Origin of the sequence: Carbonatibacter coralli, assembly GCF_039592655.1 — a bacterium.
Taxonomy (GTDB): Bacteria; Pseudomonadota; Alphaproteobacteria; order Kiloniellales; family Kiloniellaceae; genus Carbonatibacter; species Carbonatibacter coralli.
Window position 1 is genome coordinate 127321 of the sequence record NZ_JBBUTJ010000005.1, and the last position, 25771, is coordinate 153091.

A 25771-nucleotide genomic window follows, 5' to 3' on the forward strand; every position below is an offset into this window, starting at 1 on the left:
GATGATGCGTGACTTTTTACGGCTCCGGCCCCTTACGGGATCACCGGGGTCAGACTTTGGAGATCTGGCGGATTCTGATTGCCGCCCTGTCCCCGCTATTAAAGGCGAAGTGATCACAGGTCCGACGCAGAACCCGGGCGAGGAGTGTTTGCCTGTTTCCGGGGCTGCCGATTTCTACTGCCACCAGAACCAGGGCAGGGTCCCGGGGAGCCGGGCGGACCCAGAGAATGTTGCCTTCAAGGCAGGCCGCACCCTTTTCTTTCCAGACCCTTTCCCCGCTGGTGCCTGCCGGTCGCAGCTCGACGTCCTTGGCAGAAACCGACAGTCGTATGGTGTCTCCTGCCTTGTGCGAATCTGCTCCGGACAAGGGCAGCCCGGAAAACTGTCCGGGAACATAAACCGGCTCATCAAGGATGCCCGGCAGGATGGCAACTTCGAGAAGACCGTAATCGCGATCTTCCTTGATGATACGCCCGCTCAGGAGAACTCCTGCATTTTCCCGGTAGGCCAGATGCTGATCCGGATTGATCAGGGCCTCGTTGACCGAACCGGAGTAGAGCACCTTTCCCTCGCGCATCAGGATCAGATCATCAGCGAGGGCCATGACTTCCTCAAGGGCATGGGTGACCAGTACCACAGGGCCGTCAATCATGGGCGCAAGACCCTTGAAGTATGGAAGCAGATCCTGACGGGCTTCGTGATCAAGGGCGGTCAGCGGCTCATCAAGCAGCAGGAGCTGGGGGCGGACAAGGAGGGCGCGCCCCAGGGCAACCCGCTGACGTTCCCCGCCTGAAAGCGTTCGGGTCGGCCTGCTCAGAAGAGGTTCAAGCTTGAGATAGGCAATGATCTCCTCTTCAAAGGCTTCGAGTTCCCGCGATGGCCCTTTGAACAGCCGGCCGATAATACTTTTGTTGTCCTGGCGCTCGGCACCAAAGAAAAGATTCCTGCGTACGGAGAGGTGCGTCAGCAGGCTGGATTCCTGAAAGACATAGCCCAGAGGGCGCTTGTGTGTCGGAAGAGGGGGATGTCCGGTGCCCTGCCATTGTTCCCCCTTGAAACGGACTGTGGATTGAGGGCTGTCTGTCAGACCAGCCAGAATGCGAAGGACACTGGTCTTGCCGCATCCTGACGGTCCGAAAAGCGCTGTCAGTCCTCTGGCATGCAGGCGGATGTCTGCAGCAAGGGGCAGGGTGCCCAGCTGATGGCGGATGGACGCTTCCAGTCCGAAGGTTTCTGAAGCTGCTGTTTCGGCTTTGGTTTTGGTCATATCCGGATTGAAGGCGAGAGTGTCAGCCATGTCGCGCGCCCTTTTTGAGGCGTTTTTCCAGCATCATCATACAGAGAATAACGACAAAGGAAAAAATGACCATCCCGCCGGAGAGCAAATGGGCTTGCCCCCATTCCAGAGCTTCGACGTGCTCGTAGATGGCGACCGAGAGAACCCGGGTTTCACCGGGAATATTGCCGCCAATCATCAGAACGACACCGAATTCACCCATGGTGTGGGCAAAGCCCAGGACAGCGCCGCTCAACAGCCCCGGACGGGCAAGGGGGAGGGCAACGGAAAAGAAGCTGTCGGTCGGGGAGGCTCTCAGAGTGGCTGCAACCTCAAGGGGTCTGCGCCCCAGAGCTTCAAAGGAAGCCCGGATTGGCTGGACAACAAAGGGAAGTGAATAGATGACGGACCCGATGATCAATCCTTCGAAGGTAAAGGGGAGTGACTGCCCGAACAGCTCGACAAGGAAGCTCCCGATAACCGAATTCGGGCTGAGAACCACCAGCAGATAAAAACCCAGAACTGTTGGTGGCAGGACCAGAGGCAGTGCAACCAGTGCGCCCACGGCGTCCTTCCACCAGCGGCGCGAACGGGCCAGCCACCATGCCAGCGGCGTGCCGAGAAGCATCAGCAGCAGGGTTGAAACGGCTGCCAGCTGAAGGGTCAGAAGCACGGTTTCGTATATGGAAGGAGTAAAGCTGTCGCTCATGTGCAGGGGTTCTTGGCGTGGTGACGGGACTTAGAGAGGGGGCAGATCGTAACCGGATTCCTGAAGTATGGCACGTGCTGTAGCGCTTTTCAAAAAGCCCATGAAATCCCGGGCTGCAGGATTGTCCTTACCCCTTTTGAGCAAAACGGCATCCTGATCAATCGGGTTGTGGAGTGATGCCGGAACGGGAATGTGTTCCTCCCCTTCTGCCAGTTGTGATTTCGCAACGAAACCGGCGGGAATGTTGCCGGATCGCACAAACTGCCAGGCTTGCACAACGGATTCACCCAGAACGCTTTTGGCGGAATGTTGGTCCCACAGGGCCAGGGATTGAAGGGTTTCCTGCGTGGCCAGTCCGTAAGGGGCCGTTCGCGGGTTCGCCATGGCAAATCTGGAGGCCTTTGAAAGAACGGTTTTCAGCGCCTCTTCAGGGGCGCTTTCAGCAGGCAGGGCCGTACCGATGAGTGCAAGACGTCCCCGGGCATAGGTGAAGTTTGTATCGGGAACTGCTGCACCGGCTTCCTGTGCCTTTCTCGGGCGTGAACGATCCGCAGACACGAAGACGTCATAGGGGCCACCATGAACAATCTGCGCGAGCAGTTTGCCGGAGGACCCGAGTGAAACTTCCAGTTCGTGTCCCGTTTGGGATTCGAAGGCTTCCTTGAGAGAAGGAACAAGGGCCGAGAGGTTGGCTGCGATTGCAACGCGCACGGTTGTGGGTTCCTGGGCAGCCTGTGCTGCCGGGCTAAGGCATAATGCAAGGCATAGCGCCAGAATATGCGTGATCCTGAACCCTTTGTTTCTCATAACCCACTGCCCTGAATGATCCGTCAGAAAGACTTGGTGATTCCGTAATCCAGATCAACTCATATTATGAAAAAGAGCAGGAAAACATGATTTGGGTCAGTTCCATGTCTTTATCTTCCGGATTCCTTTGTTCGTCAGGAAATGCTCTTAAGCAATGGGGGGGGGATGATTTTGTATCCGGCTTTTTCCGGAAACACCTGAATGCTGCCTTTTTGTCCCTGAGCGATTCAATCCGGAGCAATCTGCCGCAAGTGCCGCATCAGGACAGTTTCTTTCAGTCTGTTGAATCCAGGTCGTTATACTCGGCCTTTTTTCACGATTTCTGCGATGATTTGCGCGATCAGTTGACAGTCTTCCGAAGAAAAGGTCAGTGGCAGGCGCATGTCGAACAGTGTGGAGAGAATACAGTCTGTCTGTGGCAGGTTCTGACTGTCCAGATAGCGCCAGGAATGGTGCCCCGATGTAAAGCCTGCGGGTTCCTCTGCGCCGAACCATTTCAATTCGACACCTCTTTGAGCGCAAAGTTCAAGGAAGCGTTTGCAGTCCTCACTTTGATAGTCCGGAATGCGGAACTGGATGGAGGAGCCAACCATCTCTTCCTTTGCCGGGCGCTCAGGGAGAACGATGGCGGAGCAGTCCTTCAGGATCCCTGCCACCGTGTTGTAGTGTTCATTCCAGCGTTTGATGGAGCTTTCCAGATTTTGAAGCTGAGGGAGCAGGATGGAAGCTCTCAGGCTATCGAGCCGGGCCGAGCAGTTCGGTGTCTGGTAACGGAGGTCCTGAAAGGCTTCAGAAGCCGGTCCTGCGCCATGGCGTTCATACAGCATATAGCTGCCTGACAGGATTGTCGCCCGGGCCATGAATTCGGGATCACCAGAGGTCAGAAGTCCGCCTTCGCCTGAATTCATGTGCTTGTAAGTCTGGGTGGAGAAACAGCCGGCTAGTCCGAAGTTTCCGGAACGTTTGCCGTTCCACTTCGCTCCCATGGTGTGTGCGCAGTCCTCGATAACCACGATTCCGTTTGCATCGGCGATGGCCATGAGTCTGTCCATATCGCAGAGATGTCCCCGCATGTGCGATGCCAGCAGGACTCTGGCCCTGCCTGTTTGGGCTTTTTGTTCGAAGTCCCCCAGATCAAGGCGCAGATTCTCATCTGTTTCAACCAGAACGGCCCTTGCGCCCACGGCCGCAATTGCGCCGGGAACGGGGGCAAGGGTAAAGGCATTGGTCAGAATCTCGTCACCGGGTTTGACTCCCGCAGCTCGAAGCGCGATTTGCAGGGCCTGTCCGCCTGATGTTACCGCCAGGCAGAAGCGGGAGCCCTGCCATTTTGCATATTCTCTTTCAAGCCCGGCAACGCTTCCGGTTTCTCCCTCCGCAAGATTGTAGCGGTGGAGGCGACCGCTCCGCAGAACGGCGACGGCTGCTTCGATGGCGTCTTCGGGGATTGCTTCCTGTTGCGTGAAGCTGCCCTTGAAAATGGATTCAGACATGGCACTTCCTGTTCGGTTTTCTCGTCCCGTTATAATCCGGCAGGACTCTGTCTCTGGCTGAAGACAGCTCTGGAGAGACCGGTCTGTGGCAAGTATTTCCGAAGTGAAAAGTATCTTATAGAAGGGTCTCGACAACGCGATCCGGCGGCATGTGGCCGTCACAGAATGCCTTGATGTTGATGATAACCTTTTCCCCCATCGCATGGCGGCCTTCGATCGTTGCAGAGCCCATGTGCGGGATCAGCAGAACGTTCGGCAGTTCCTTGAGCTTCGGATTGATGGCGGGTTCCTGCTCGAAGACATCCAGTCCGGCCCCTGCAATGTCGTGACGCTCCAGCGCGCGAATCAGAGCCTTTTCCTCGATCACTTCCCCCCGGCTTGTGTTGACAAGAATGGTGGAGGGTTTGAGCAGCTTCAGACGGCGCTCGGAAAGCAGATGGAAAGTGGCTGGTGTGTGCGGACAGTTGACGGAGATGATATCCATGCGGGCCAGCATCTGGTCCAGGCTTTCCCAGTAGGTCGCCTCCAGCTCCTGTTCCAGCTTTTCCTGAACGCGTCTGCGGTTGTGATAGTGAATGGAAATGCCGAATCCCTTGGCCCGGCGGGCAATGGCAGTGCCGATCCGTCCCATGCCGATAATGCCCATGCGCTTGCCGTGAATCCGGTGGCCGAGCATTCCGGTCGGGCTCCAGCCCTGCCACTGGCCGGATTTGATCAGGGCCATGCCTTCGTTGATGCGGCGGGAAACCGAGAGAATCAGGGCCATGGCCATGTCGGCTGTGTCATCTGTCAAAACGCCGGGCGTGTTGGTGACTGTGATCTTCTTTTTGCGGCAGGCTCCCAGATCCATGTGGTCGACGCCTGTGCCGAAAGATGCGATGAGTTTCAGATTCTCACCGGCATGTTCCAGAAGCTCTGCATCAATGTCATCTGTCACAGTCGGAACCAGAATGTCGGCTTCCCTGACAGCCGCGATGAGCTGTTCTCTGGAAAAGGCCTCGTCTGTCAGGTTCAGTCGACAATCAAAGAGTTCCATCATTCGGGTTTCAATGGCATCCGGTAAACGGCGTGTCACGATCACCAATGGTTTTTTTTGAGTCATGAAAAGAACCTGTTGCGCTGTGGAGTTTCAAGGCAGCAAAGATGCTTCGGGAACCAGTATGCCCTTAATTAGCAGGATCAAGGAAGAGGGTCTAACGTTTTCAGCGATTGTCGTGAAACAGGGAGGTGAAAAGACAGATATTCGCTCTGGCAAGCAGCTGATTCTTGAACGCTTTCCATCTTTTGAGTACCTTCGCAAAAGTTTTTGGCTGGTGTTGTGTCAAATTTCACCAGTCTTTAACGGCCTCTCTGCGAAAAGGTTGGTTGCAAGGTCTTTTCATGTGGAAGGCCGTCAATGCCGGGGCAGGCCCGTTGCAGCAACAGGAATGAAGTTTTGAAGGTTTCGGCTTTTACAAAGGCGCACAGTGTCCGTTTGATCGGCTCTTTAGTTTTTGCATTGTTTCTGGTCTTCGGAGGGATTCTGTCCGGGATGGCTCCTGTCTGGGCTCAGTCCGGCAAGGTCGGGGCAAGTGGCCTGCCATTGCCGCGCTTTGTTTCCTTCAGGGCTGTTGAAGTCAACCTGCGCAGTGGTCCCGGTGTCCGCTATCCGATCCTCTGGGTTTTTCAGCGTCGGGGCCTTCCGGTTGAAATCGTCGACGAGTTTGATACCTGGCGACAGATCCGGGATGCCGGCGGGACAACGGGATGGGTGCATCAGTCCATGCTGCAGGGGCGTCGCTCCGTTCTGGTTCAGGGGCAGGGCGAACAGATTCTGCGCAAGCAACCCGGTCTCGGGGCTGCTCCGGTTGCGCGTCTGGAGCCGGGTGTTGTTGCCAGGCTGGATCACTGTACAGACGAGAACTGGTGCCGTGTGGAGGTTCAGTCCTTTTCAGGATGGCTTCCGCGGGACACCTTCTATGGGACCTATCAGAATGAAATCTATGAATAGTCGGCCTGCCGGAAACCCTGTCAGAGGCCTTGCCTGAAGTCCTGCCTTCATCACAGAGAGACGACAGCCTGTTTCGTTATGAACGGGATAATCAGAGCAGAATTATTCTGCAGCTTCGCTGAACGTTGCCTTCTGATCTTCGGCATCCACCATGTGAACGACAACCTCGATGCGGGAAATGCGTTTGCCTTCAGGGGCATCGGGAAGGCGGGAGAAGGTGATGGCTTCATTTGGAATGTCCATCAGTTCACCGGTCTTCTCGTCAAAAATGTGGTGGTGATCTCCGACATTGGTGTCGAAGTAGGAGCGACCGGCCTCAACCAGCACTTCTCTCAGCAAACCGGCATTATGGAATTGATGCAGTGTGTTGTAGACTGTTGCCAGAGACACACTGACCTGGGCATCCATCGCTTCGGCGTGAAGCTGCTCGGCTGAAACGTGGCGGTCGCCCTTGGCAAAAAGCAGACGTGCCAAGGCCAGCCTTTGCCGTGTCGGGCGCAGGTCTGCTGCCTTGAGCTGGTCAATAAGCTCTGTGTAGGGACGATTGCTGTTCATAGCTCCAATATAATCAACTTTCATCGGGGTTAAAGTAAAAAAGGAAAAATCCGGGACAAAAGGTCACTGATACTGTTCTTTTTCTTCCCTCGTTGCCTTTTGGATCAGAAGCTTCGGAGATCAGGCGGGAAGGACGTTTCACCAAAAACGGCTGGTTTTGGTGGATCTTTTCTTGCTTTTATATGTCTGTAACGGCAAAAGAGCATAATGAACGAGGTTCCATCTGCCTGTGACGCTTCATTGCAGGCTTTGGATGGAAGCAATAATGTCAGCTGTGGATACTGCCGGTAAAGACGGTCCGGATATCCCGGCAGACACCGAGGCAACAAATCGGGTTTGCCGGTTCTTCTTGTTTCTCGATCCCGGAGAGACCAGATAGGAGAACTGTTGGACCCACAAGAATGGTGGAAAAATCCTTGAGTGATCGTAAGAATAGTTACTCCTACGAAGATCTGTTGAGCTGTGGTCGTGGGGAGCTTTTTGGGCCTGGCAATGCTCAATTGCCACTGCCACCGATGCTGATGTTTGATAGCATCACAGAAATTACCGAGGATGGCGGGGAACACGGCAAGGGTCGTGTTGTTGCGGAGTTCGAAATTCGTGACGATCTCTGGTTCTTTGGTTGCCATTTTCAGGGTGATCCGGTGATGCCGGGTTGTCTGGGGCTGGATGCCCTGTGGCAGATGACAGGTTTCTTCCTGGGCTGGCTGGGCGCTCCCGGACGTGGTCGTGCTCTGGGCGTTGGCGAAGTCAAGCTCAAGGGCATGGTGACCCCTGCTGTCAGGAAAGTTGTTTACGAAGTTGACCTCAAGCGCGTTATCAATCGCAAGCTTGTTATGGGCGTTGCTGATGGCAAGATGTATGCTGATGGTGAACTGGTTTATGAAGTCAGCGACATGAAAGTTGGACTTTTCCAGTCTGACGAAGGTTAATAGACCGCCTGATTCCTATCGCGACAGAGCCTTGCCTCTGTCTTGGACATACTTTGCTTTTAGGCCCCCGCCAGTCTGCAGGCCTACAGGCAGAGAGACCCTGGCGTGCAGGGTCTTAGCAAAATAAAAGGACTATCTCTGATGCGTCGTGTCGTCGTCACTGGTCTGGGCATTGTCTCCAGTATCGGAAACAACAAGGAAGAGGTCACGGAATCCCTGAAAAACGGAACCTCTGGCATCGAGTATTGTGAAACCTACGCAGAGCTTGGCTTCCGCAGTCATGTGCATGGTTCCATCAATATTGATCTGGATGCTCTGGTTGATCGCAAGCTGCGACGCTTCATGGGTGATGGTGCAGCCTACAACTATGTCGCCATGAAAGAGGCGATCGCTGATTCCGGTCTGGGCGAGGACAAGGTGTCCGATGTTCGCACCGGTATTGTGATGGGCTCCGGCGGACCTTCCACATCCAATCAGGTGTCCGCTGTTGATATCACGCGGGAAAAGGGACCAAAGCGCGTCGGGCCTTACATGGTGCCGCGCTGCATGTCGTCCACGAATTCTGCAAACATTGCAACGGCCTTTAAAATCAAGGGAATGAGCTACACCATTTCCTCGGCCTGCTCGACCTCGGCCCACTGTGTCGGCAATGCTGCCGAACAGATCATGCTGGGCAAGCAGGACGTTATGTTCGCCGGTGGCGGTGAAGAGCTGCACTGGACACTGACGGTTCTGTTTGATGCGATGGGTGCCCTGTCCAGCAAGTACAATGACAACCCGACAAAGGCATCCCGTGCCTATGATGCGAATCGCGACGGCTTCGTGATTTCCGGTGGTGCCGGTGTTGTCGTGCTTGAGGATTACGAGCATGCAAAGGCACGCGGCGCGAAGATCTATGGTGAACTGGTTGGTTATGGTGCGACGTCTGATGGTGCCGACATGGTGGCACCGTCCGGTGAGGGTGCTGTCCGCTGCATGCAGATTGCGACAGATGGCCTGAACCGTGGTGAAATTGATTACATCAATGCGCATGGTACTTCCACTCCTGTTGGTGACGGCACAGAGCTGAACGCCATTCGTGAGGTCTTTGGAGGGGAAGAGAAAATTCCGTTCATTTCTTCCACCAAGTCGCTGACAGGTCACTCCCAGGGGGCCACAGGTGTTCAGGAAATTATCTATTCCCTGCTCATGATGAAGGAAAACTTCCTCTGTGCTTCTGCCAATATCGAAGAGCTGGATCCGGAAGCAGAGGGGATTCCGATCCTGCAGGAAAACAGGGAAATGCCTGTGAACTGCGTTATGTCGAATTCCTTTGGCTTTGGCGGCACAAATGCGACGCTCGTTTTCAGGCGTGTCGCGGACTAGAGCCGGGATTGACGCAGTAGTTTTGGAGATTCGAGGCCTTGAGACTTAACAGGAGAGGCCTTTGATCGGACGACCCGGAAGTGAGGGGCGCCGATTTTATGACAAGGTGATAGAGAAACAATGAAACCGGGAATGACCGCAGAATTGATGTCCGGAAAACGCGGCCTGATTATGGGGGTTGCAAACGACCATTCAATCGCATGGGGGATCGCTCAGGCTTTGCACAGCCAGGGCGCGGATCTGGCTTTTACCTATCAGGGTGACGCTTTCAAGAAGCGGGTTGAGCCGCTGGCTGAATCCCTTGGCAGCACCATGGTTCTGCCTTGCGATGTCGAAGATATGGACGCGCTGGACAAAACCTTCGATACACTCAGGGAAAGCTGGGGCACGATTGATTTTGTCGTTCATGCTGTGGCCTATTCCGACAAGGAAGAGCTCAAAGGTCGGTACGTTGATACAACGCGTGACAACTTCCGCCGCACCATGTCGATTTCCGCCTATTCCTTCACAGCGGTGGCAAAGCGTGCAGCCGAACTGATGCCTCACAGCGGCAGCCTGATCACCCTGACCTATCTGGGTGCCGAGCGTGTGACGCCAAATTACAACGTGATGGGAGTTGCCAAGGCCGCACTGGAAGCGTCAGTCCGCTATCTGGCGACAGACCTTGGTCCGCAGGGTGTCCGTGTGAACGCGATTTCCGCCGGTCCGATGCGGACTCTGGCCGGATCTGCGATTGCAGACGCGAAGTACACCTTTGGCTTTACACGGGATCATTCACCGCTGCGCCGCAATGTTCACCTGGAAGAGGTTGGCAATGCCGGACTGTATCTTCTGTCCGATCTGGCGGCGGGTGTGACAGGTGAAACGCACTATGTTGATGCCGGATACAACGCGATTGGCATTCCCTCTCCGAAGCGGGACTGACTTGTACTGGTGTCTTCGCAGAAAAAAGGCCGCGGTTGATCCTGCGGCCTTTTTCTGTTGCAGGTCGGGAGAGGGTTGTTACGTGCGGGACGACAGGCTTTCCAGCATGACAGCAGGGACATCGGTAATGATGCTGTCAACGCCCATGTCAAGCAGGGCGTGTGCCCGGGCTGTATCGTTCACAGTGTAGACGGCCACCTTGTAGCCCTCTTCCCTGATGCTCCGGACCTGATCGGCTGTCAGGGGTTCGTGCCAGGGATGAATGGCATAGCTGTTGATGGCTGCGGCCTTTTCCTTCCAGTCATCCGGCAGTTCCTCGACAAGGTAGCCCAGGCGCAGTTCCGGCATGATGTCCGAAATCTTTTTCAGGCAGCCCCAGTGGAACGAGCTGATCAGGGGCAGGGGTTTGTCATCGGGCCAGTGGGTCCTGATGCATTCGCAGACCGCAATGGCGGACAGTTCCTCTTCAGCAGGGGAGGAAATCGACTTGATCTCGATATTGCCCTGGAGGCCAAGCTCGGCAAAGAGCCTGATGGTCTCCTGCAGTGATGGCAGAGGCTCGTTGCGGAAGCTGTGATCAAACACGTGACCGATGTCCTGCCCCACAATGGCTGTGGCCGGATGTTCACGGATGATGACAGGGTTGTTGCCTGTGCGCTCGAGGGAGGCGTCATGGCAGGTTACCGGGATTTCATCGGCACTGAGGCGCACATCAAATTCAATCCACCTTGCCCCCTGTCGGGCAGCTTCGCGAAAGGCAGCAAGGCTGTTTTCGGGGCAGTCCTTTGACGCGCCGCGATGGGCCTGGATAAGGGGGAGCGGATCGTGTTCGGTCGAGGCGTTTGTCATGTGATCAAAGTATTAACAATTGTCTGCTAGGGTGGCGCGCTGTCGGGATGAAAAACTTTACTGTTACCTTTTCTTTACGCGAGGAAGGTTGGCAAGGAAAAAGACAGTTTTATGACGGTGAGCATATTCTGGCCTGTTCTGCTTGAGAAGTCTTGATTCGCCAGAGGGAGACTGTTAAAACCTCACTTGAATATAAAGCAATCGTTATGCGGTTTTCGCGAGCGCTTGTTGCCGGTCAATGGTTTTGGAACGGATCCGGAGCCCTTGGTCGTCCTGAAATCATCTGGAGCAAACGATGACAGAATTTACCGATTACAAAGTTGCGGATATTTCCCTGGCGGACTGGGGTCGCAAGGAAATTGTTATTGCTGAAACCGAAATGCCGGGCCTGATGGCGCTGCGTGAAGAGTACGGTGAGAGCAAGCCGCTTGCCGGTGCGCGTATTGCAGGCTGTCTGCACATGACAATTCAGACGGCTGTTCTGATGGAAACCCTGACGGCTCTGGGTGCAGAGATCCGCTGGTCTTCCTGTAACATCTTCTCTACCCAGGATCAGGCTGCTGCTGCAATGGCTGCTGCCAACATCCCGACTTTTGCCTGGAAAGGCGAGACCGAGGAAGAGTTCCTGTGGTGTATCGAGCAGACAATCACCGGTCCTGATGGCTGGCGCCCGAACATGATCCTGGATGATGGTGGCGATCTGACCATCATGATGCACGAGAAATTCCCGGAGCTTCTGGAAGATGTGCGTGGTCTGTCCGAGGAAACAACAACAGGCGTACACCGTCTGCACGAAATGGTTCGCGCCGGCACGCTGAAGGTTCCTGCCATCAACGTGAATGACTCTGTGACCAAGTCCAAGTTTGACAACAAGTACGGCTGTCGTGAGTCCCTGGTGGACGGTATCCGCCGTGCAACAGATGTCATGATGGCCGGCAAGGTTGCCGTTGTCGCCGGTTACGGTGATGTCGGCAAGGGCTCTGCTGAGTCCCTGCGCAGCCAGGGCTGCCGTGTTCTGGTGACAGAAATCGACCCGATCTGTGCGCTTCAGGCTGCCATGGAAGGCTATGAGGTCACCACCATGGAAGCGGCCGCACCACGTGGCGATATCTTCGTGACCACAACCGGCAACGTTGATGTGATCACAACAGAGCACATGGGGGCGATGAAGGATCGTGCCATTGTTTGCAACATTGGTCACTTCGATACAGAGATCCAGGTTGGCGGCCTGCGCAACTACGCATGGCACAACGTGAAGGACCAGGTTGACGAGATCGAGTTCCCGGATGGCAAGCGGATCATCCTGCTGGCAGAAGGCCGTCTGGTAAACCTTGGCTGTGCAACAGGTCACCCGAGCTTCGTTATGAGCGCAAGCTTCACCAACCAGGTGCTGGCCCAGATCGAACTGTGGCAGAATGCGTCCAGCTACGAAAACAAGGTTTATGTCCTGCCCAAGAAACTGGATGAAAAGGTTGCTGCACTGCACCTCGCAAAGGTTGGCGCTCAACTGACCCAGCTGAGCAAGCAGCAGGCGGATTACATCGGTGTCGGGCTCGAAGGTCCATTCAAATCAGACGAATACCGTTACTGATTTATGCAAAATTCCCTCGCGGGAGTTTCCTGATAAAGGGGAGAGCCTGGCTCTCCCCTTTTTGCTTTTGAAACCCAAGTGATTGTTTTCAAACCTAACTGCTTGTTCAGGAATGGCAAACAGTCTATCCTCTTAAGACTTTGTAAACCCTGTTCCGTTCTGTCTTGCCTGTGCAGTTGCTTTCAGGAACGGGACTTGTTCAGCAAGAGGTCCGGTTTTTGGCAGCCTTAACATCGCCCACTGTTCTGGCTTTGATGCTCAGCATGCTGTCGCTACTGGGTGCCGCCCTTGTTGTTTTTGCCTATCACCGGCGCCTCAGGCGCATGCGGGGGCGCTACAGTGATCTGCAGTCCCGCAGTGCCGATGCAATCGCGGCTCTCCATTCCGTTTCCCAGGGCTATGTGACCTTTCCGCGCTACGAGAATCATGAAGAGAGCCTGTTTCTCTGCAAGGCGAACAACCTCCTGCAGCATGAGTTCGGTCTGGATGAACAGGCCTGTGATTTTCAGGCCATTGCGATCAGCTTCAATGACCCGCAAAAACAGACGGTACTGCTTGATGCGGTCAGGGCCTTGCGTCTGAACGGAATGGCTTTCGACATGTCCATGTCTGCCAAGGGCCGCCGATATGAACTGAGAGGGCAACGGGTTCTGGAAAAGGCCATTCCGGAACTGGATGTCATCTGGTTTCATGATGTGACGGTTCAGCATCGCCTGATGAACAACGCAGAAGAACGTGCCGCCCGGATGTCCATGCTGCTCGACAGTCTGCCGCTGCCGGTCTGGATGCGGGACAGGGCCGGGACCCTGATTTACTGCAATCTCGATTATTCCAATGCCATCAATCTGGATCAGGATGAAATTCTTGCAACCGGTGCCGAGTTGCTGGGACGCAACAAGCAGAAGGAAGCCCGTTCCCTGACAGAGCGGGCCTTTACATCGGCTGATGGCAATTTTGTCTATGAAAATCATCATGTGATTGTGAATGGTGAGCGCCGCTTGCTCTGCATTGGCGAGACGAGGCTGAATCCGGATCTCGTTCTCGGTTTTGCACAGAACTACACGCCGTTTGAAGAGCTGAAGACCTCTTTGAGCCTGCATGAGAAATCCCAGTCCCAGCTGCTTGAGAATCTGGGAATTGCGATCTCCATCTTCGGTGCGGACATGCGTCTGGCCTTTTCAAACTCTGCCTATGCCAGCCTGTTTCATCTGTCAGAGGACTTTCTGGCCAGCAGGCCATCGCTCGGCGAGTTGCTGGACACGCTGAGAGAAAACAGGCGCCTGCCGGAATATGCAAACTTTCCGGAATTCAAGCGTCAGCGTCTGAGATCGTTCCAGACCCTGCTGGAGCCCGAGGAGGAGCTGCTGCACCTGCCGGATGGTTCGACCTTGCGTCTTGTGTCGTCGCCTCATTTCGAAGGCGGGGTGATCCAGGCCATTGAGGATGTGACCGATCGACTGGCGCTTGAACGGTCCTATAATACCCTGACCGAGGTGCAGCGCGAGACCATCGACAAGCTTTATGAGGCGGTTGCGGTTTACGGCGCGGACGGGCGTCTCAAACTTTTCAACCCCGCCTTCTGCGAGATCTGGGATCTGGAGGCAGAGTTTCTGCTCCGTGAACCCCACATTCGCGAGGTTCTCCAGAGAGGCAAGCACTTCTATGGGGACGAGAGCGAAACCGAGTGGAACCAGAAGCTGGAGCGGATGGTGACCCGGGTGCTTGAGGGTGGCCCGCGCAGCGGACGGATTGAACGCACGGACGGTCATGTCCTTGACTGGGCGCAGGTGATGCTTCCGGACGGTTCTGCCCTGCTGACCTTCCTGGATGTCACGGCTTCAACAGAGGTGGAAAGAGCCCTTCTGGACAAGAACGAGGCACTGGAAACGGCCGATCGCCTCAAGACTGAGTTTATTGCCAATATTTCCTATGAGCTGCGGACCCCGCTCAATGCGATTGTCGGCTTTGCGGAAATTCTCGACAATCAGTTCTTTGGAACGCTGAACGAGCGTCAGGCGGAATACAGTCAGGCGATTGTTGAGTCCTCCCAACGCCTGATGACCCTGATCAACGACATTCTTGATCTGGCGACCATTGAAGCAGGATATCTGCAGCTTGAATTGCGTCCGGTGCGGGTTCAGTCGATTTTCGACAGCCTGAAGACAATGGGACACGAGCGGGCGCGCAATCGGGGTGTCCTGCTGGTTCTGGACTGCTCCGAAGAGCTGGATGATGTGGTTCTCGACGAGCGTCGCGTGACCCAGGCGCTGTTCAATTTGATGGTCAATGCGCTGAAGTATTCCCAGCAGGGAGATCGCGTCGAGATCTCCGCCTTTGCAGATCGCAGCAACCCGAGAAATGAATCACTGGTTCTGCGTGTCCGGGATCAGGGAAGCGGTATTGCTCCGGAGGATCAGCAGCGCATTTTCGAAAAGTTCGAGCGTGGCAGCACAGAGAGCAAGCTGGCGGGTGCCGGACTGGGGCTTTCGCTGGTAAAAAGCCTTGTGGAACTGCACGGTGGCGCGGTAGAGCTGAAATCCGAACTGGGGCGTGGCACCACGGTGACCTGTCGTTTGCCGCTGGATAATATTCCCGAGGATTCAGAAGGCTTCAGGCCTGTTTCCAAGGCAGCAATCACGCCGGAGGGGCGCAGTGTGACCGACAATCTCCTGACGGCCCAGCAACAGGGAGAGGACGAGCAGCAGCATCCGCAAGAGGATGAAGCAGCAGGGCACAGTCTTTCTCTGGATGAAGACACGCTTTTAAAGGCGGCCAGAACCCTGATACAGGAGATGGAGGCTGCGGACGGCGCCAAAAAGGATCAAGAGGACAAGGAATGACGGGTGAGCCGGATGTGGCGAACGTGATCTTCAGGGCAGAACTGGAAGATCAGGAGGCCACGAGACGCTTTGCAAAGGATTTGGCCGGGTGTCTGAGTGCTGGCGATGTGGTTGCCTTGCAGGGCACACTCGGGGCTGGCAAGACCGCGATGAGCCGGGCTCTCGTCAATGCCTTGCCCCCTGCAGAGGGAGAACCCGGGCAGGAGGACGTACCAAGTCCGACCTTCACGCTTTTGCAGACCTATTACCGGGCGCCCTACTCGATCTGGCATTTTGATCTCTATCGCCTGAAAGAGCCTGAAGAAGCCTACGAGCTGGGTATTGAAGAGGCCTTTTCCGAAGGTGTCAGTCTGATTGAGTGGCCTGAACGCCTGGGGTATATTATGCCCCGTGCTGCTCTCTGGCTGACGCTGGATTTTCCGGAGGGCAACGAGAATGCGCGCCGGGTCACGCTTCATGCCGGCAGGCCGCGTCTGGCGGAACAGTGGAAAAGGAAGCTGGAAGCGATGCTGCACTGGCAGGCAGGGACTTGAAGAATTGTGGGCGGAAAAGTGTCTGAACAGGTAATCAGGAATGCCATGATTTTGGCAGCGGGGCATGGAACCCGCATGCGACCATTGACTGATGAAATGCCCAAACCCCTGATTCCGGTACTGGGAACGCCAATGCTGGAAGTGATCCTTGTCCAGCTTGCCCGGGCAGGGGTTGAAAAGGCTGTGGTCAACAGTTTCTATCTCGGGGAGCAGATTGTTGACTATATCAGGGACAGGGAGCAGCCGCGGACTGTCAGTTCACCCGAAGACGAACTGCTGGACACCGGGGGCGGAATCGTCAGGGCCTTGCCACATCTGGAGGATGATCCTTTCTATGTCATGAACGGGGACATGATCTGGCGGGATGATGGTGATCCTGCCCTGCAACGCCTTGCCCAGGCCTGGGACCCGGACAGAATGTCAGCCCTGCTTCTCCTGCAGCCGGTGGAAAAGGCGGAAGGCTATACAAGAGCAGGGGATTATTTCCTGCAGGAGGATGGCCGTTTGAAAGCGCGTGGTGATGCGCAGACAGCGCCCTATGTCTTTACCGGTTTGCGAATCATGACACCGGAGGCTTTCGAAAATTCTCCCGAAGGTGCCTTTTCCTGTGTTGAGACTTTCAACAAACTGATTGAGCAGGGGCGCCTTTATGGTCTTGTTCACGAAGGCAGCTGGTTCGATGTGGGAACGCCCGAAGGTCTGTCCCGGGTTGAAAGCTCCCTGCGTGCACAGGGTGTTGAAAGTCTGGTCTAGCGAGAGCCGGGGATTGCGTGTTTAATTTCGCTGCAGTGTGATGTGTTCCTGCAATTTTTTCCGGCTGATTTATCTGCGGGCGAAAGGGTCTGATGCCGTCTGTATTCTCAATATCGCATGAAGCGTCCTTCGTGGATGAACTGGCGCGGGGGCTGCTGGAGCGCTGGGGCAGCAACCCCCTGGAATTGGGATCGGCCCTGATTCTTCTGCCGACGCGCCGGGCCTGCCGTTCCCTGCAACATGCCTTTTTGAGGGCTTCCGGTGGGAAATCCCTGATTCTGCCACAACTGGTGCCGCTGGGTGATCTGGATGAGGAGGAATTGCTCTTCGGGGATGGTCTTTCCTTTGGAGAGGTCTATGGCGAGAACCTGCCACCAGCAATATCTGCCCTGCGCCGCCAGCTTTTGCTGAGCCATCCTGTGAGACAGTGGGCACAGACACAGGGCGAAAGCCTGCCGGATGATCAGGCCATTCGTCTGGCCGGGGAGCTGGGGCGTTTGCTGGATCAGGTTGAAACAGAGGGCGTTTCCCTTGATCGTCTGGCTGATCTTGTTCCCGAGGACTACGCCGAGCACTGGCAGCTGACACTGAAGTTTCTGGAAATTCTGACGCATTACTGGCCCGAAATCCAGAAGGACACCGGGGGGATGGGCGGCAAGGAGCGTCGTCGTTTGCTGCTGGAGGCCCAGGCACGGCAATGGCGCGAAACGCCACCGGCCTGTCCGGTGATCGTCGCCGGTTCTACGGGGTCGATCCCTGCGGCTGCGGCTGTGATTGCCGAGGTGGCGAGACTTCCGAAAGGGGAGGTCATTCTGCCCGGGCTGGATTTTGATGCGTCAGAGGAGGCCTGGCAGGCCATTACCCTTGATCCTTCACATCCCCAGCACGGACTGGCCCGTCTGCTTTTGCGTCTCGGACTCGAGAGGGAGGATGTGGGACTGTGGGTTCCTGCCGCGACTGCCGGGCTTTTCCCGGACAAGTCCCTTTCTGCGAGGGCCTCCCTGATTCACATGGCGTTGCGCCCGGCACGAAAGACAACAGACTGGTCCGCTTTTCTGGAGCAGAAGTCTGAACGTGATTTTGCGCAGGCCTTGCAGGACGTCGAACGCATTGACTGCCCGGGCCTTGCAGAGGAGGCTCTGTCCATCGCGCTGATCCTGCGTGGCGTTCTGGAGGACCCGGACAAGACTGCAGCCCTGATCACACCGGATCAGAATCTTGCGCGCCGGGTGGCCGCCGAGCTCAGACGCTGGGATCTTGAAATTGACAATTCGGCAGGACATCCGCTGCCTGAAACAGCCCCCGCGGTTTTCCTCCGTCTCTGTGCGGAAGCCGTTGTCAGCGGTTTTGCTCCCGTGCCGTTTCTTGCACTGCTCAAGCACCCTCTTGCAGCCTGTGGAATGGCTCCGGGGCGATTCCGTCGTCTGGTCCGGATGCTGGAGAAACAGTGTTTGCGGGGTGTGCGTCCTGCTGCCGGTCTTCAGAGCCTGCGCGAGGAACTGGAACAGAGGCGGGAGAAGGAACAGGAAGAGGCAGATGATCTTCTGGAGCTGCTCGTTCGGCTTTCCGGACTGTCTGAAGCTTTCAGCACTGTGCTGGATCAGCCGTCTTCAACGCTGGAGGACTTGCTGGTTGCCCATATCAGTTTCGCAGAGGGGCTGGCCTCTGCAGAGGATCAACCTGGTGCGGACCGCCTGTGGCTTGGCGAAAGCGGGTCAGCGGTTGCGGACTTTGTTTCCGACTTGCTGGAATCTTCCGATGATGCGCCTGAACTGAACAGCAGAAACTATCCGGATGTCTTTGCGGCCCTGATGGTGGGGCGGGCGGTGCGTCAGCGCTATGGTCTGCATCCCCGTCTGGCTATTCTGGGAACGATCGAGGCCCGGATGCAGCATGCTGATGTCGTTGTCCTCGGGGGGCTGAACGAAGGCACCTGGCCGGGCGAGGTCAAGCCCGGTCCCTGGATGAGCCGTCCGATGCGCAAGGATTTCGGACTGCCTCAGCCGGAGCAGGCAATCGGTCTGTCGGCGCAGGATTTCCTGCAGGCCTTTTGTGCCCCGAAGGTTTATCTGACCCGTTCCGAAAAGGTTGAGGGGACACCGACGGTTCCCTCGCGCTGGCTGCTCAGGCTGGAAGCCCTGCTGAAGGGTAAGGGGTGTCTGGATCTGCTGTTCTCCGAAGGTAACGGGAAAGCCGGAGACTGGCTGAACTGGGCTGCCGAACTGGACAAACCGGAGAAGAGAAACCAGATCGGTGCTCCGGCTCCCTGCCCGCCTGTTGCTGCGCGTCCGAGGAAGCTCTCTGTAACACGCATCGAAACCTGGATGCGTGATCCCTATGCCCTCTATGCCGATAAAATCCTGAATCTCAAAAAGCTGGACCCGCTGGATGCAGATCCCTCGGCTGCGGAAAAGGGCAGTTATATTCATGAGGCTCTGGAGCGTTTTGTCGAGGAGCGTGCCATTGAGGGCGAAGACCCACTCGGGCGCTTGATCGGGATTGGCGAAGAGGTCTTTGAACCGGTCCGCAACCGGCCTGCTCTCTGGTCCTTCTGGTGGCCCCGCTTTGTGCGTATTGCCGAGTGGTTTGTTGAGCAGGAACAGCAGCGCAGGCTTTCGCTTTCCGGATCGCTTGTTGAGGTTACCGGTGCCATGACCCTTGAGGGACCGGCCGGGGATTTTGTGCTGACAGCCAAGGCAGACCGTCTGGATCTGAGAGCGGAGGGGGGGGTGGAAATCCTCGATTACAAAACGGGGACACCGCCATCGTCTTCTGCGGTGCTGTCCGGCTTTGCCCCGCAACTGCCGCTAGAGGCTGCCCTGATGCGGGAAGGGGCGTTCCGCTCGAAAGAAGGGGATGCTGTTTTCCCGGATGAGGTTTTTGATTTGCAATACTGGAAACTCTCGGGAGGTGAGCCTGCCGGAAAGATTTCCAGGGCACTGGGCAGTCGCAGCAAGAAATCTGTCAGTGAGGTTGCGCAGGAGGCGCTGGAGGGATTGCAGGCCCTGATCGCCGCTTTTGACGATCCGGCGACTGTTTATCGGGCGCGTCCCCGTGCAGCCCACGCCCTGCGCTACAATGATTATGAACATCTGGCGCGGATCCGGGAATGGTCCGTCGGCGGGGAAGAGGGCGAGTAGCATGACAGAGGGTAAGGGCATGATACTTTCCGCTCGGTCTGTGGAAGAGGTTTTGAAACAGGCCACCCGTCAACAGCGCGAAGCCGCCGATCCGAAGGCCTCTGTCTGGGTTGGAGCTTCTGCAGGAACGGGAAAGACAAAGGTCCTGACAGATCGCGTTCTTACTCTTCTGTTGTCGGGCATGATGCCGGATCGCCTTTTGTGCCTGACCTTTACCAAGGCTGCTGCAGCGGAGATGTCGAACCGTCTGGCTTCACGACTGGCAGAGTGGGCGACGGCGCAGGAAAGCGATTTGAGAGAGGCTTTGCAGGGTTTGCTGGGAGAAGAGCCGTCCCGCTCGCAGATGCAGATCGCCCGCCAGCTTTTCGCCCGTGTGCTGGATACGCCGGGCGGCATGAAAATCCAGACCATTCACGCCTTTTGCCAATCGCTTCTGGGGCGATTCCCCCTTGAAGCAGGTGTGGCTCCGAACTTTCAGGTTCTGGATGATGCCAGAGCGGAAGAGCTTTTGCAGGATGCGATTGGCAGGGTGCTTTCCGGGCAGTCCCTGTTGTCTTCGGAAGAGGTGTCAGCCTGTCTGGCTGCACTCATTTCCTATACGCAGGAAGAGTCTTTCCGCGATCTTCTGAAGAACCTTTTGAGTGAGCGGGCGCGTCTGGCGCGGTTGCTGCGCATCACCAATGGACTGGAAGGCCTGCGCCAGCGCGTCTTTGAAGTGCTGGATGTTGATCCCCAGCTTTCTGAAAGTGCCTTGCTTCAGCTCTTCTGTTCGGAAGAGCGTGTGCCGCGAACCAGACTTGAGGCCTGTGCTTCAGCGCTGGAAGCCGGTGGAAAGACAGACAAAACACGGGCAGAAAGCTTGCGGAAATGGCTGTCGGCACCGGAGGAAAGGCGTGCGAACCTCTATGACAGCTACCGGTCTGTCTTCCTGACTGCGGATGGAGAGGCCAGGGCTGAGCGGACAATGGCCTCGAAGGGCGCAAGAGAGGCCATGCCAGATGTGCTGGAGGAACTCTACGATCTTGCGTCTGCGCTGTTGCGGTTCGAGGATCAGCGCCGGGCGGTGATCTCCGGTCATGCCACCCTGGCCCTTCTGACGCTGGGAGAAGCCATTCTCGGGAACTATGAGAAGAGCAAGCAGGCGCTTTCCCTGCTTGATTATGATGACCTGATTCTCAAAACCCGTGATCTCTTTGCCGGTGGAGCCGCAGCCTGGGTGATGTTCAAGCTGGATGGCGGTCTGGATCATATCCTGATCGACGAGGCGCAGGACACCAACCCCGAGCAGTGGGAGGTGATCCGGGCGCTGTGCGAGGAGTTCTTTGCTGGCGAGGGACGGGAGCGGAATATTCCGCCTGAACCGGAAACAGGTGGGCTGCTTGAAGAGCTTCCCCGGACGGTCTTCGTCGTGGGTGATGCCAAGCAGTCGATCTATTCCTTCCAGCGGGCTGATCCGGATGTTTTTGAACAGATGCAGCGTGAATTTCAGGCGCGAGTTGAAAGTGCTGCCGAACTCTGGAAACGGGTCAATTTGGCGGTCTCCTTCCGCTCGACCGCAGCCGTGCTCTCCGCCGTTGACGATATCTTTGCAGAGGAACCGGCCAGTGAGGGCGTCCTGTTTGCGGAAGACCGTCTCCATCACCAGCCCAAGCGACTGGGAGAAGCCGGGCAGGTCGAAGTCTGGCCACTGGTGCAAAGCGCAAAGGATCCCGCAGAAGAACCCTGGGCCCTTCCACTGGAGCGCTCGAAGGAGTTTTCTGCCCGGGCGCGTCTGGCGAGCATTCTGGCCAAGAGAATCTATGGCTGGACACGTGATCCGCAGCGCGGAGATGACCCGGACTGTCAGCTGCACTCGAAGGGACGCCGCATCGAGCCGGGGGATGTGCTGATACTGGTTCGCCGACGGAATGCCTTTGTTGATGAACTGATCCGCGAACTGAAAGAACTGGGTGTGCCGGTTGCAGGGATCGACAGGATGCAGTTGTCCCAGCAGATTTCGGTTATGGATCTTCTGGCGCTCGGGCGTTTCCTGTTGTTGCCGGATGATGACCTGACCCTTGCAGAGGTTCTGAAATCGCCTCTGATCGGCTGGGATGACGAGCTGCTCTTCCAGCTTGCGCACGGGCGCGGCAAGGGGATTACTCTCTGGTCAAGGTTGCGGGATGCCGTTCACAAGCCTCCCGAGGCGACGGATCGGCAACAGCGCGGAGAGATTGAAAGGGCCTATGCCTTTTTGATGGAACTGCTCTCCCTTGCCGATCAGGTGCCACCCTTTGAGCTTTATGCCCGTGTTCTGGGGCCTTTGAAGGGACGTGAACGACTTCTGGCCCGGCTCGGGCCCGATGCCGGTGATCCTCTGGAGGAGTTTGTGTCCCTGACCCTGCAATACGAGCAGGAAGACACGCCTTCGCTCCAGGGCTTCCTGAACTGGCTTGATACACGCGATGTTGAAATCAAGCGGGATCTGGAGCAGGGAAGCAATGCCGTGCGGATCATGACCGTGCACGGCTCGAAGGGCCTGCAGGCGCCAGTCGTGATTGCGCCGGATACAGCCGACATGCCCCAGGAGCGCGGGAATCTGTTCTGGCTGCGCGATGAAGACTATCTGCCGCTCTGGGCACCGAACAGAAATCTGGTGACGCGTCCTGTTGCCCAGGAAAAGAAAGCGCTGGGCGAGGATCGCATGCGCGAGTACCGCCGGTTGCTCTATGTGGCTCTGACACGTGCGGAAGATCGCCTGGTGATCTGTGGCTGGAGCAAGGCGGAGGAGGCAAAGGAGCTGTCCTGGTACGGTCTTTGTTACAATGCCCTTGCGGACAGCTGTGAAAGCATCAGCTTTTCCTTTCCCGAAGATCCTGCCAGTGCCTGGGAGGGAGAGGGGCTTTTGAGGCGGGTCGAGCAGACCCTGAGCGTTGAGCCTGTCAGCCAGACTGTTGCGCAGGATCCGTCAGGACAGCAGCAGATCCGGCTGCCTGTCTGGGCGGACAAACCGCCTGCTGCGGAGCCTGTTCCCCCCAAACCGCTTGTTCCGTCCCAGCCTCTTGAGGACGAACCGGCTGTTCGCTCTCCCCTTTTGCGTGGCGGGGAAAGAGCGCAACCGGTCAGAGGGGCAAGGCTACGGGCTTTTCAGCGGGGGCGTTTGGTTCACCGGTTGCTCCAGAGCCTTCCGGATATTGATCAGGACAGGTGGGAGCAGACAGCCCTGCGCTTTCTCTCTTCGCCCCTGCATGGTCTGGACGCAGAAGAGGCGATGGCGCTGTCCCGGGAGACGTTGCAGGTTTTGAGGCATCCGGATTTTGCAGAGTTCTTCGGGCCGGACAGCCGGGCGGAAGTTCCCCTGACAGGTCTTGTTTATCAGGAGGATGGGCGCGTTGATGTGATCTCCGGTCAGGTGGATCGCCTGCTTGTCCAGCCGGATCGCGTTGTTGTGCTGGATTTCAAGACCAATCGCCCGCCGCCGCAACAGGCCGGGGATGTCCAGCCGGTCTACCTGCGGCAGTTGGCCCTGTACAAGCGGGTTTTGATGGATCTTTATCCGGGGCGAAGGATTGAATGTTGTCTGGTTTGGACAGATGAGACCCGAATTATGCCGATTCCGGACGATTTGATGACGCCCTTTTTGTCCGGAACACGATAATATTTCTTAATTGTTTATTAAAAACAGTGTTTTGTCGGGATCGGTTGCTTTTTCTTTTCGGGGAATGCAAGCTGTCATCGAGTGCACAGGGCAGTCTTGACCTTTTCAGGGAGGCTGCCTAAATAGTGCATATGTCCACGTTCGTTGTGTGAGACTGGGTTATACCACACAAATGTGGAGTAAAAAGAAAGGTGAATGGATATGAGCGCAATTGCTGCTGTAAGTGATGCATCCTTTGAGAACGACGTTCTGAAGGCTTCCGGTCCGGTTCTGGTGGACTTTTGGGCAGAATGGTGCGGCCCTTGTAAAATGATTGCTCCGGTTCTGGATGAACTGGCGCAGGAAATGGGCGATACCTTGTCCATTGCCAAGGTGAACATTGACGAGAACCCTGCGACACCTCAACAATACGGTGTGCGCGGTATCCCGACACTGCTGCTTTTCAATGATGGCGAGCTGGTGGCCACAAAGGTTGGCGCGATCACCAAAGGTCAGCTGACAGACTGGGTGAACGGTTCTCTGGCTTGATTGAGCCACGGAAATTTTTGACGAAGGCTTCACTGTTCAGGCAGTGGAGCCTTTGTTTTTAAGAATTGCTTAAGAAATGCCGGGCAGGATGACAGCATGGATATTCGTTCACGCAAAACCGGACCACAGTCATCAGGTGTTCAGGGACGCCCGTCCCAGGGACAGTCGGGGAAATCCGTTTCAACCCTGAGTTCCCTGCTTCAGACAGCGGGCCTGCCAAAGGAATTGCCGCCCGTAGAGGCTGCGACCGAAGAGCTTTCGCTTGACCAGCTGGATTACCGCACGATCAAACCCTTCAAAGGGGATCTCCGGGCGCCGGGGGTCAAGGAACATCTGACCCGTCTGTTTGATCTGGCCCGCCGCATTGCCCTGTCCGGGCGCATTATGCGTCGTGGCAGCTTTCTTGACCTGACGCTTTAGACCGGAACAGGTCGGAATTTGGCTTGCAAGCCTTTCGAGGGCTTGCCAAACTGCCCGCATGAGCAAGCCGCAAGATTATGATCCCGGAGACAATTTCAGCCGTCGTGTGCCCTGCGGGGATGATCGCGAGCGTCTTGTGTGTGACACCTGCGATTTTGTGGCCTATGAAAATCCCAAGATGGTTGTGGGTTCGGTGGTGACCTGGGAAGACAGGGTGCTGCTGGTCAAACGGGCGATTGAACCCCGTCTGGGATACTGGACGCTTCCTGCAGGCTTTATGGAGCTCAACGAAACTGTCGAGGAAGGGGCCAAGCGTGAAGCCTGGGAAGAAGCCCGCGCCAGAGTGAGCTTTGATCAGGTCCTGGCCATCTATTCCATTCCCCGGATCAGCCAGACGCAAGTGATCTACAGGGGCGTTCTGACCGATCCGGCTGTTGAGCCGGGGCCGGAAAGCCAGGAAGTGGGCCTGTTTTCATGGGATGAAATTCCCTGGGAGGATCTGGCCTTTCCGACTGTTCACTGGGCCTTGAGGCAGTTTGACCGCGTCCGCGAGCAGAAGGGTTTTGCACCTTTCGGGAATGAAGAGGATGGCAGCAGCTAGCCGCAGATATAGCTCGGCGTTTCTGTGGATTGTCCTGATGGTCTTCGGGTTGAAAGAAGCCTGCTCCCAGCCTCTCCGCTCTGTTCATATCCGGTCTGTTTCCGAAAACCACGAGTTGATGCAAGACGACGGGAAAAGTCTTCTCCTGCAATCGTTGGAACTGCCGACAAGGGAGAGTTGCAGGCTTCACGAGGAGCTTTGCCCTCTTGTCGATCAACTGGAGCAGTATTTCAGAAACAGCCTTGTTGGCCGATCCCTGGTCATCCGCAAGGTGGATGCCTATGCCCGGAACCGGTATGGCCTGCCGCTTTTACAGCTGGAAGAACTGGATGGCCGGTGGGTGCAGCAGCACTTGCTGGAGCAGGGACTGGCACGCTTGCGCGGAGGGGAGCAGATGACGGCAGATGAAACTGTGATGCTGCGCAAGGCGGAAAAGAGTGCGCGACAGGCCGGGAGGGGAATCTGGGGAACAGAATTCGGAGCCGTGAAATCAGCTGATGACCCCGGGAAGCTCTGGCCCTTTTTAAACAGCTTTCAGCTTGTTGAGGGAACCCTGCAAAAAGCGGCTTACAGGGGAGATTGGCTTTATCTCAATTTCGGATCTGACTGGAGAGAGGATTTCACGGTTGCCATTCATCACAATGATCTGTCCGCACAAGACTGGTCGCAGCTCATTGATGATCTCTGGCGTCGGAGAAAGCTTTCTGTTGAGGGGCGCTATACCGTGAGGGTCCGGGGAGTCCTGAGCCTCTGGAATGGTCCTGTAATTGTTGTGGCACATCCGAAAGAGATTGAGCTGTCCGATGTGCCTTAGTTTGTCCATATGAT

General features: G+C 56.3%; 22 protein-coding genes. 15 read left to right on the top strand and 7 right to left on the bottom strand.

Annotated features, from left to right (window positions below):
- Positions 1 to 49 precede the first annotated feature (49 nt).
- The 5 genes from AAAH10_RS12480 to AAAH10_RS12500 all read right to left on the bottom strand — a co-directional run bounded on the left by AAAH10_RS12480 (position 50) and on the right by AAAH10_RS12500 (position 5387).
- Positions 50 to 1297: an ATP-binding cassette domain-containing protein gene (locus AAAH10_RS12480; RefSeq protein ID WP_343564029.1), complete on the bottom strand. Its 1248-nt coding sequence runs from the start codon at positions 1295 to 1297 to the stop codon at positions 50 to 52.
- On the bottom strand, positions 1290 to 1985 hold the full coding sequence (gene modB, locus AAAH10_RS12485; protein ID WP_343564031.1) for a molybdate ABC transporter permease subunit: 696 nt from the start codon (positions 1983 to 1985) through the stop codon (positions 1290 to 1292). The genes AAAH10_RS12480 and modB overlap by 8 nt, the downstream gene beginning before the upstream one ends.
- 30 nt (positions 1986 to 2015) lie before the next feature.
- The gene (gene modA / locus AAAH10_RS12490) at positions 2016 to 2792 is read right to left on the bottom strand and encodes a molybdate ABC transporter substrate-binding protein (protein WP_343564033.1); all 777 of its coding nucleotides are present in this window, start codon (positions 2790 to 2792) and stop codon (positions 2016 to 2018) included.
- 296 nt (positions 2793 to 3088) lie between these two features.
- The gene (locus AAAH10_RS12495; RefSeq protein ID WP_343564035.1) at positions 3089 to 4285 is read right to left on the bottom strand and encodes a DegT/DnrJ/EryC1/StrS family aminotransferase; all 1197 of its coding nucleotides are present in this window, start codon (positions 4283 to 4285) and stop codon (positions 3089 to 3091) included.
- 115 nt (positions 4286 to 4400) lie between these two features.
- Positions 4401 to 5387 carry a 2-hydroxyacid dehydrogenase gene (locus AAAH10_RS12500; protein WP_343564037.1) on the bottom strand — a complete coding sequence of 329 codons (987 nt, stop codon included), beginning with the start codon at positions 5385 to 5387 and terminating at the stop codon, positions 4401 to 4403.
- 58 nt (positions 5388 to 5445) lie between these two features.
- On the opposite strand from AAAH10_RS12500, the gene AAAH10_RS12505 reads away from it, so the two are divergent.
- Entirely contained in the window at positions 5446 to 5724 is a 279-nt protein-coding gene (locus AAAH10_RS12505) for a hypothetical protein (RefSeq protein WP_343564040.1), read from the top strand.
- A 92-nt stretch (positions 5725 to 5816) separates the two neighbouring features.
- Positions 5817 to 6275, top strand: coding sequence for an SH3 domain-containing protein (locus AAAH10_RS12510; RefSeq protein ID WP_343564042.1), 459 nt, complete (start codon positions 5817 to 5819; stop codon positions 6273 to 6275).
- A 102-nt stretch (positions 6276 to 6377) separates the two neighbouring features.
- Here the strand turns inward: AAAH10_RS12510 and irrA are convergent, their stop codons facing one another.
- Entirely contained in the window at positions 6378 to 6830 is a 453-nt protein-coding gene (irrA, locus tag AAAH10_RS12515; protein WP_343564044.1) for an iron response transcriptional regulator IrrA, read from the bottom strand.
- A 416-nt stretch (positions 6831 to 7246) separates the two neighbouring features.
- Here irrA and fabA point away from each other — a divergent pair, with 416 nt between their 5' ends.
- The 3 genes from fabA to fabI all read left to right on the top strand — a co-directional run bounded on the left by fabA (position 7247) and on the right by fabI (position 10051).
- Positions 7247 to 7762: a 3-hydroxyacyl-[acyl-carrier-protein] dehydratase FabA gene (gene fabA / locus AAAH10_RS12520; protein ID WP_442490273.1), complete on the top strand. Its 516-nt coding sequence runs from the start codon at positions 7247 to 7249 to the stop codon at positions 7760 to 7762.
- A gap of 141 nt (positions 7763 to 7903) precedes the next feature.
- Positions 7904 to 9127, top strand: coding sequence for a beta-ketoacyl-ACP synthase I (fabB, locus tag AAAH10_RS12525; RefSeq protein ID WP_343564048.1), 1224 nt, complete (start codon positions 7904 to 7906; stop codon positions 9125 to 9127).
- Between the two features lie 132 nt (positions 9128 to 9259).
- Positions 9260 to 10051: an enoyl-ACP reductase FabI gene (gene fabI, locus AAAH10_RS12530; protein ID WP_343564050.1), complete on the top strand. Its 792-nt coding sequence runs from the start codon at positions 9260 to 9262 to the stop codon at positions 10049 to 10051.
- Between the two features lie 78 nt (positions 10052 to 10129).
- On the opposite strand, the gene AAAH10_RS12535 is transcribed toward fabI, so the two are convergent.
- Positions 10130 to 10900 (bottom strand): glycerophosphodiester phosphodiesterase family protein, encoded by a 771-nt coding sequence (locus AAAH10_RS12535; protein WP_343564053.1) that lies wholly within the window; start codon positions 10898 to 10900, stop codon positions 10130 to 10132.
- A 295-nt stretch (positions 10901 to 11195) separates the two neighbouring features.
- Between AAAH10_RS12535 and ahcY the strand changes: the two genes are divergently transcribed.
- From ahcY to AAAH10_RS12585, 10 genes are all read left to right on the top strand, one after another.
- Positions 11196 to 12491, top strand: a complete 1296-nt coding sequence (gene ahcY, locus AAAH10_RS12540) for an adenosylhomocysteinase (RefSeq protein WP_343564055.1) — start codon at positions 11196 to 11198, stop codon at positions 12489 to 12491.
- A gap of 218 nt (positions 12492 to 12709) precedes the next feature.
- On the top strand, positions 12710 to 15331 hold the full coding sequence (locus AAAH10_RS12545; RefSeq protein ID WP_343564057.1) for an ATP-binding protein: 2622 nt from the start codon (positions 12710 to 12712) through the stop codon (positions 15329 to 15331).
- Positions 15328 to 15864 carry a tRNA (adenosine(37)-N6)-threonylcarbamoyltransferase complex ATPase subunit type 1 TsaE gene (tsaE, locus tag AAAH10_RS12550; protein ID WP_343564059.1) on the top strand — a complete coding sequence of 179 codons (537 nt, stop codon included), beginning with the start codon at positions 15328 to 15330 and terminating at the stop codon, positions 15862 to 15864. The genes AAAH10_RS12545 and tsaE overlap by 4 nt, the downstream gene beginning before the upstream one ends.
- A 45-nt stretch (positions 15865 to 15909) precedes the next feature.
- Positions 15910 to 16617 (top strand): nucleotidyltransferase family protein, encoded by a 708-nt coding sequence (locus tag AAAH10_RS12555; RefSeq protein ID WP_343564061.1) that lies wholly within the window; start codon positions 15910 to 15912, stop codon positions 16615 to 16617.
- 92 nt (positions 16618 to 16709) lie between these two features.
- Positions 16710 to 19757, top strand: a complete 3048-nt coding sequence (gene addB, locus AAAH10_RS12560; RefSeq protein WP_343564063.1) for a double-strand break repair protein AddB — start codon at positions 16710 to 16712, stop codon at positions 19755 to 19757.
- A gap of 1 nt (position 19758) precedes the next feature.
- On the top strand, positions 19759 to 23394 hold the full coding sequence (gene addA / locus AAAH10_RS12565; protein WP_343564065.1) for a double-strand break repair helicase AddA: 3636 nt from the start codon (positions 19759 to 19761) through the stop codon (positions 23392 to 23394).
- Between the two features lie 201 nt (positions 23395 to 23595).
- Positions 23596 to 23922 (top strand): thioredoxin TrxA, encoded by a 327-nt coding sequence (trxA, locus tag AAAH10_RS12570; protein ID WP_343564301.1) that lies wholly within the window; start codon positions 23596 to 23598, stop codon positions 23920 to 23922.
- Between the two features lie 96 nt (positions 23923 to 24018).
- Positions 24019 to 24342, top strand: a complete 324-nt coding sequence (locus AAAH10_RS12575; protein ID WP_343564068.1) for a hypothetical protein — start codon at positions 24019 to 24021, stop codon at positions 24340 to 24342.
- 58 nt (positions 24343 to 24400) lie between these two features.
- Complete coding sequence (locus tag AAAH10_RS12580; RefSeq protein ID WP_343564070.1) at positions 24401 to 24943, top strand: NUDIX hydrolase; 543 nt, start codon at positions 24401 to 24403, stop codon at positions 24941 to 24943.
- Positions 24930 to 25757: a thermonuclease family protein gene (locus AAAH10_RS12585; protein WP_343564072.1), complete on the top strand. Its 828-nt coding sequence runs from the start codon at positions 24930 to 24932 to the stop codon at positions 25755 to 25757. Before AAAH10_RS12580 ends, AAAH10_RS12585 begins: the two co-directional genes overlap by 14 nt.
- Positions 25758 to 25771: the final 14 nt, after the last annotated feature.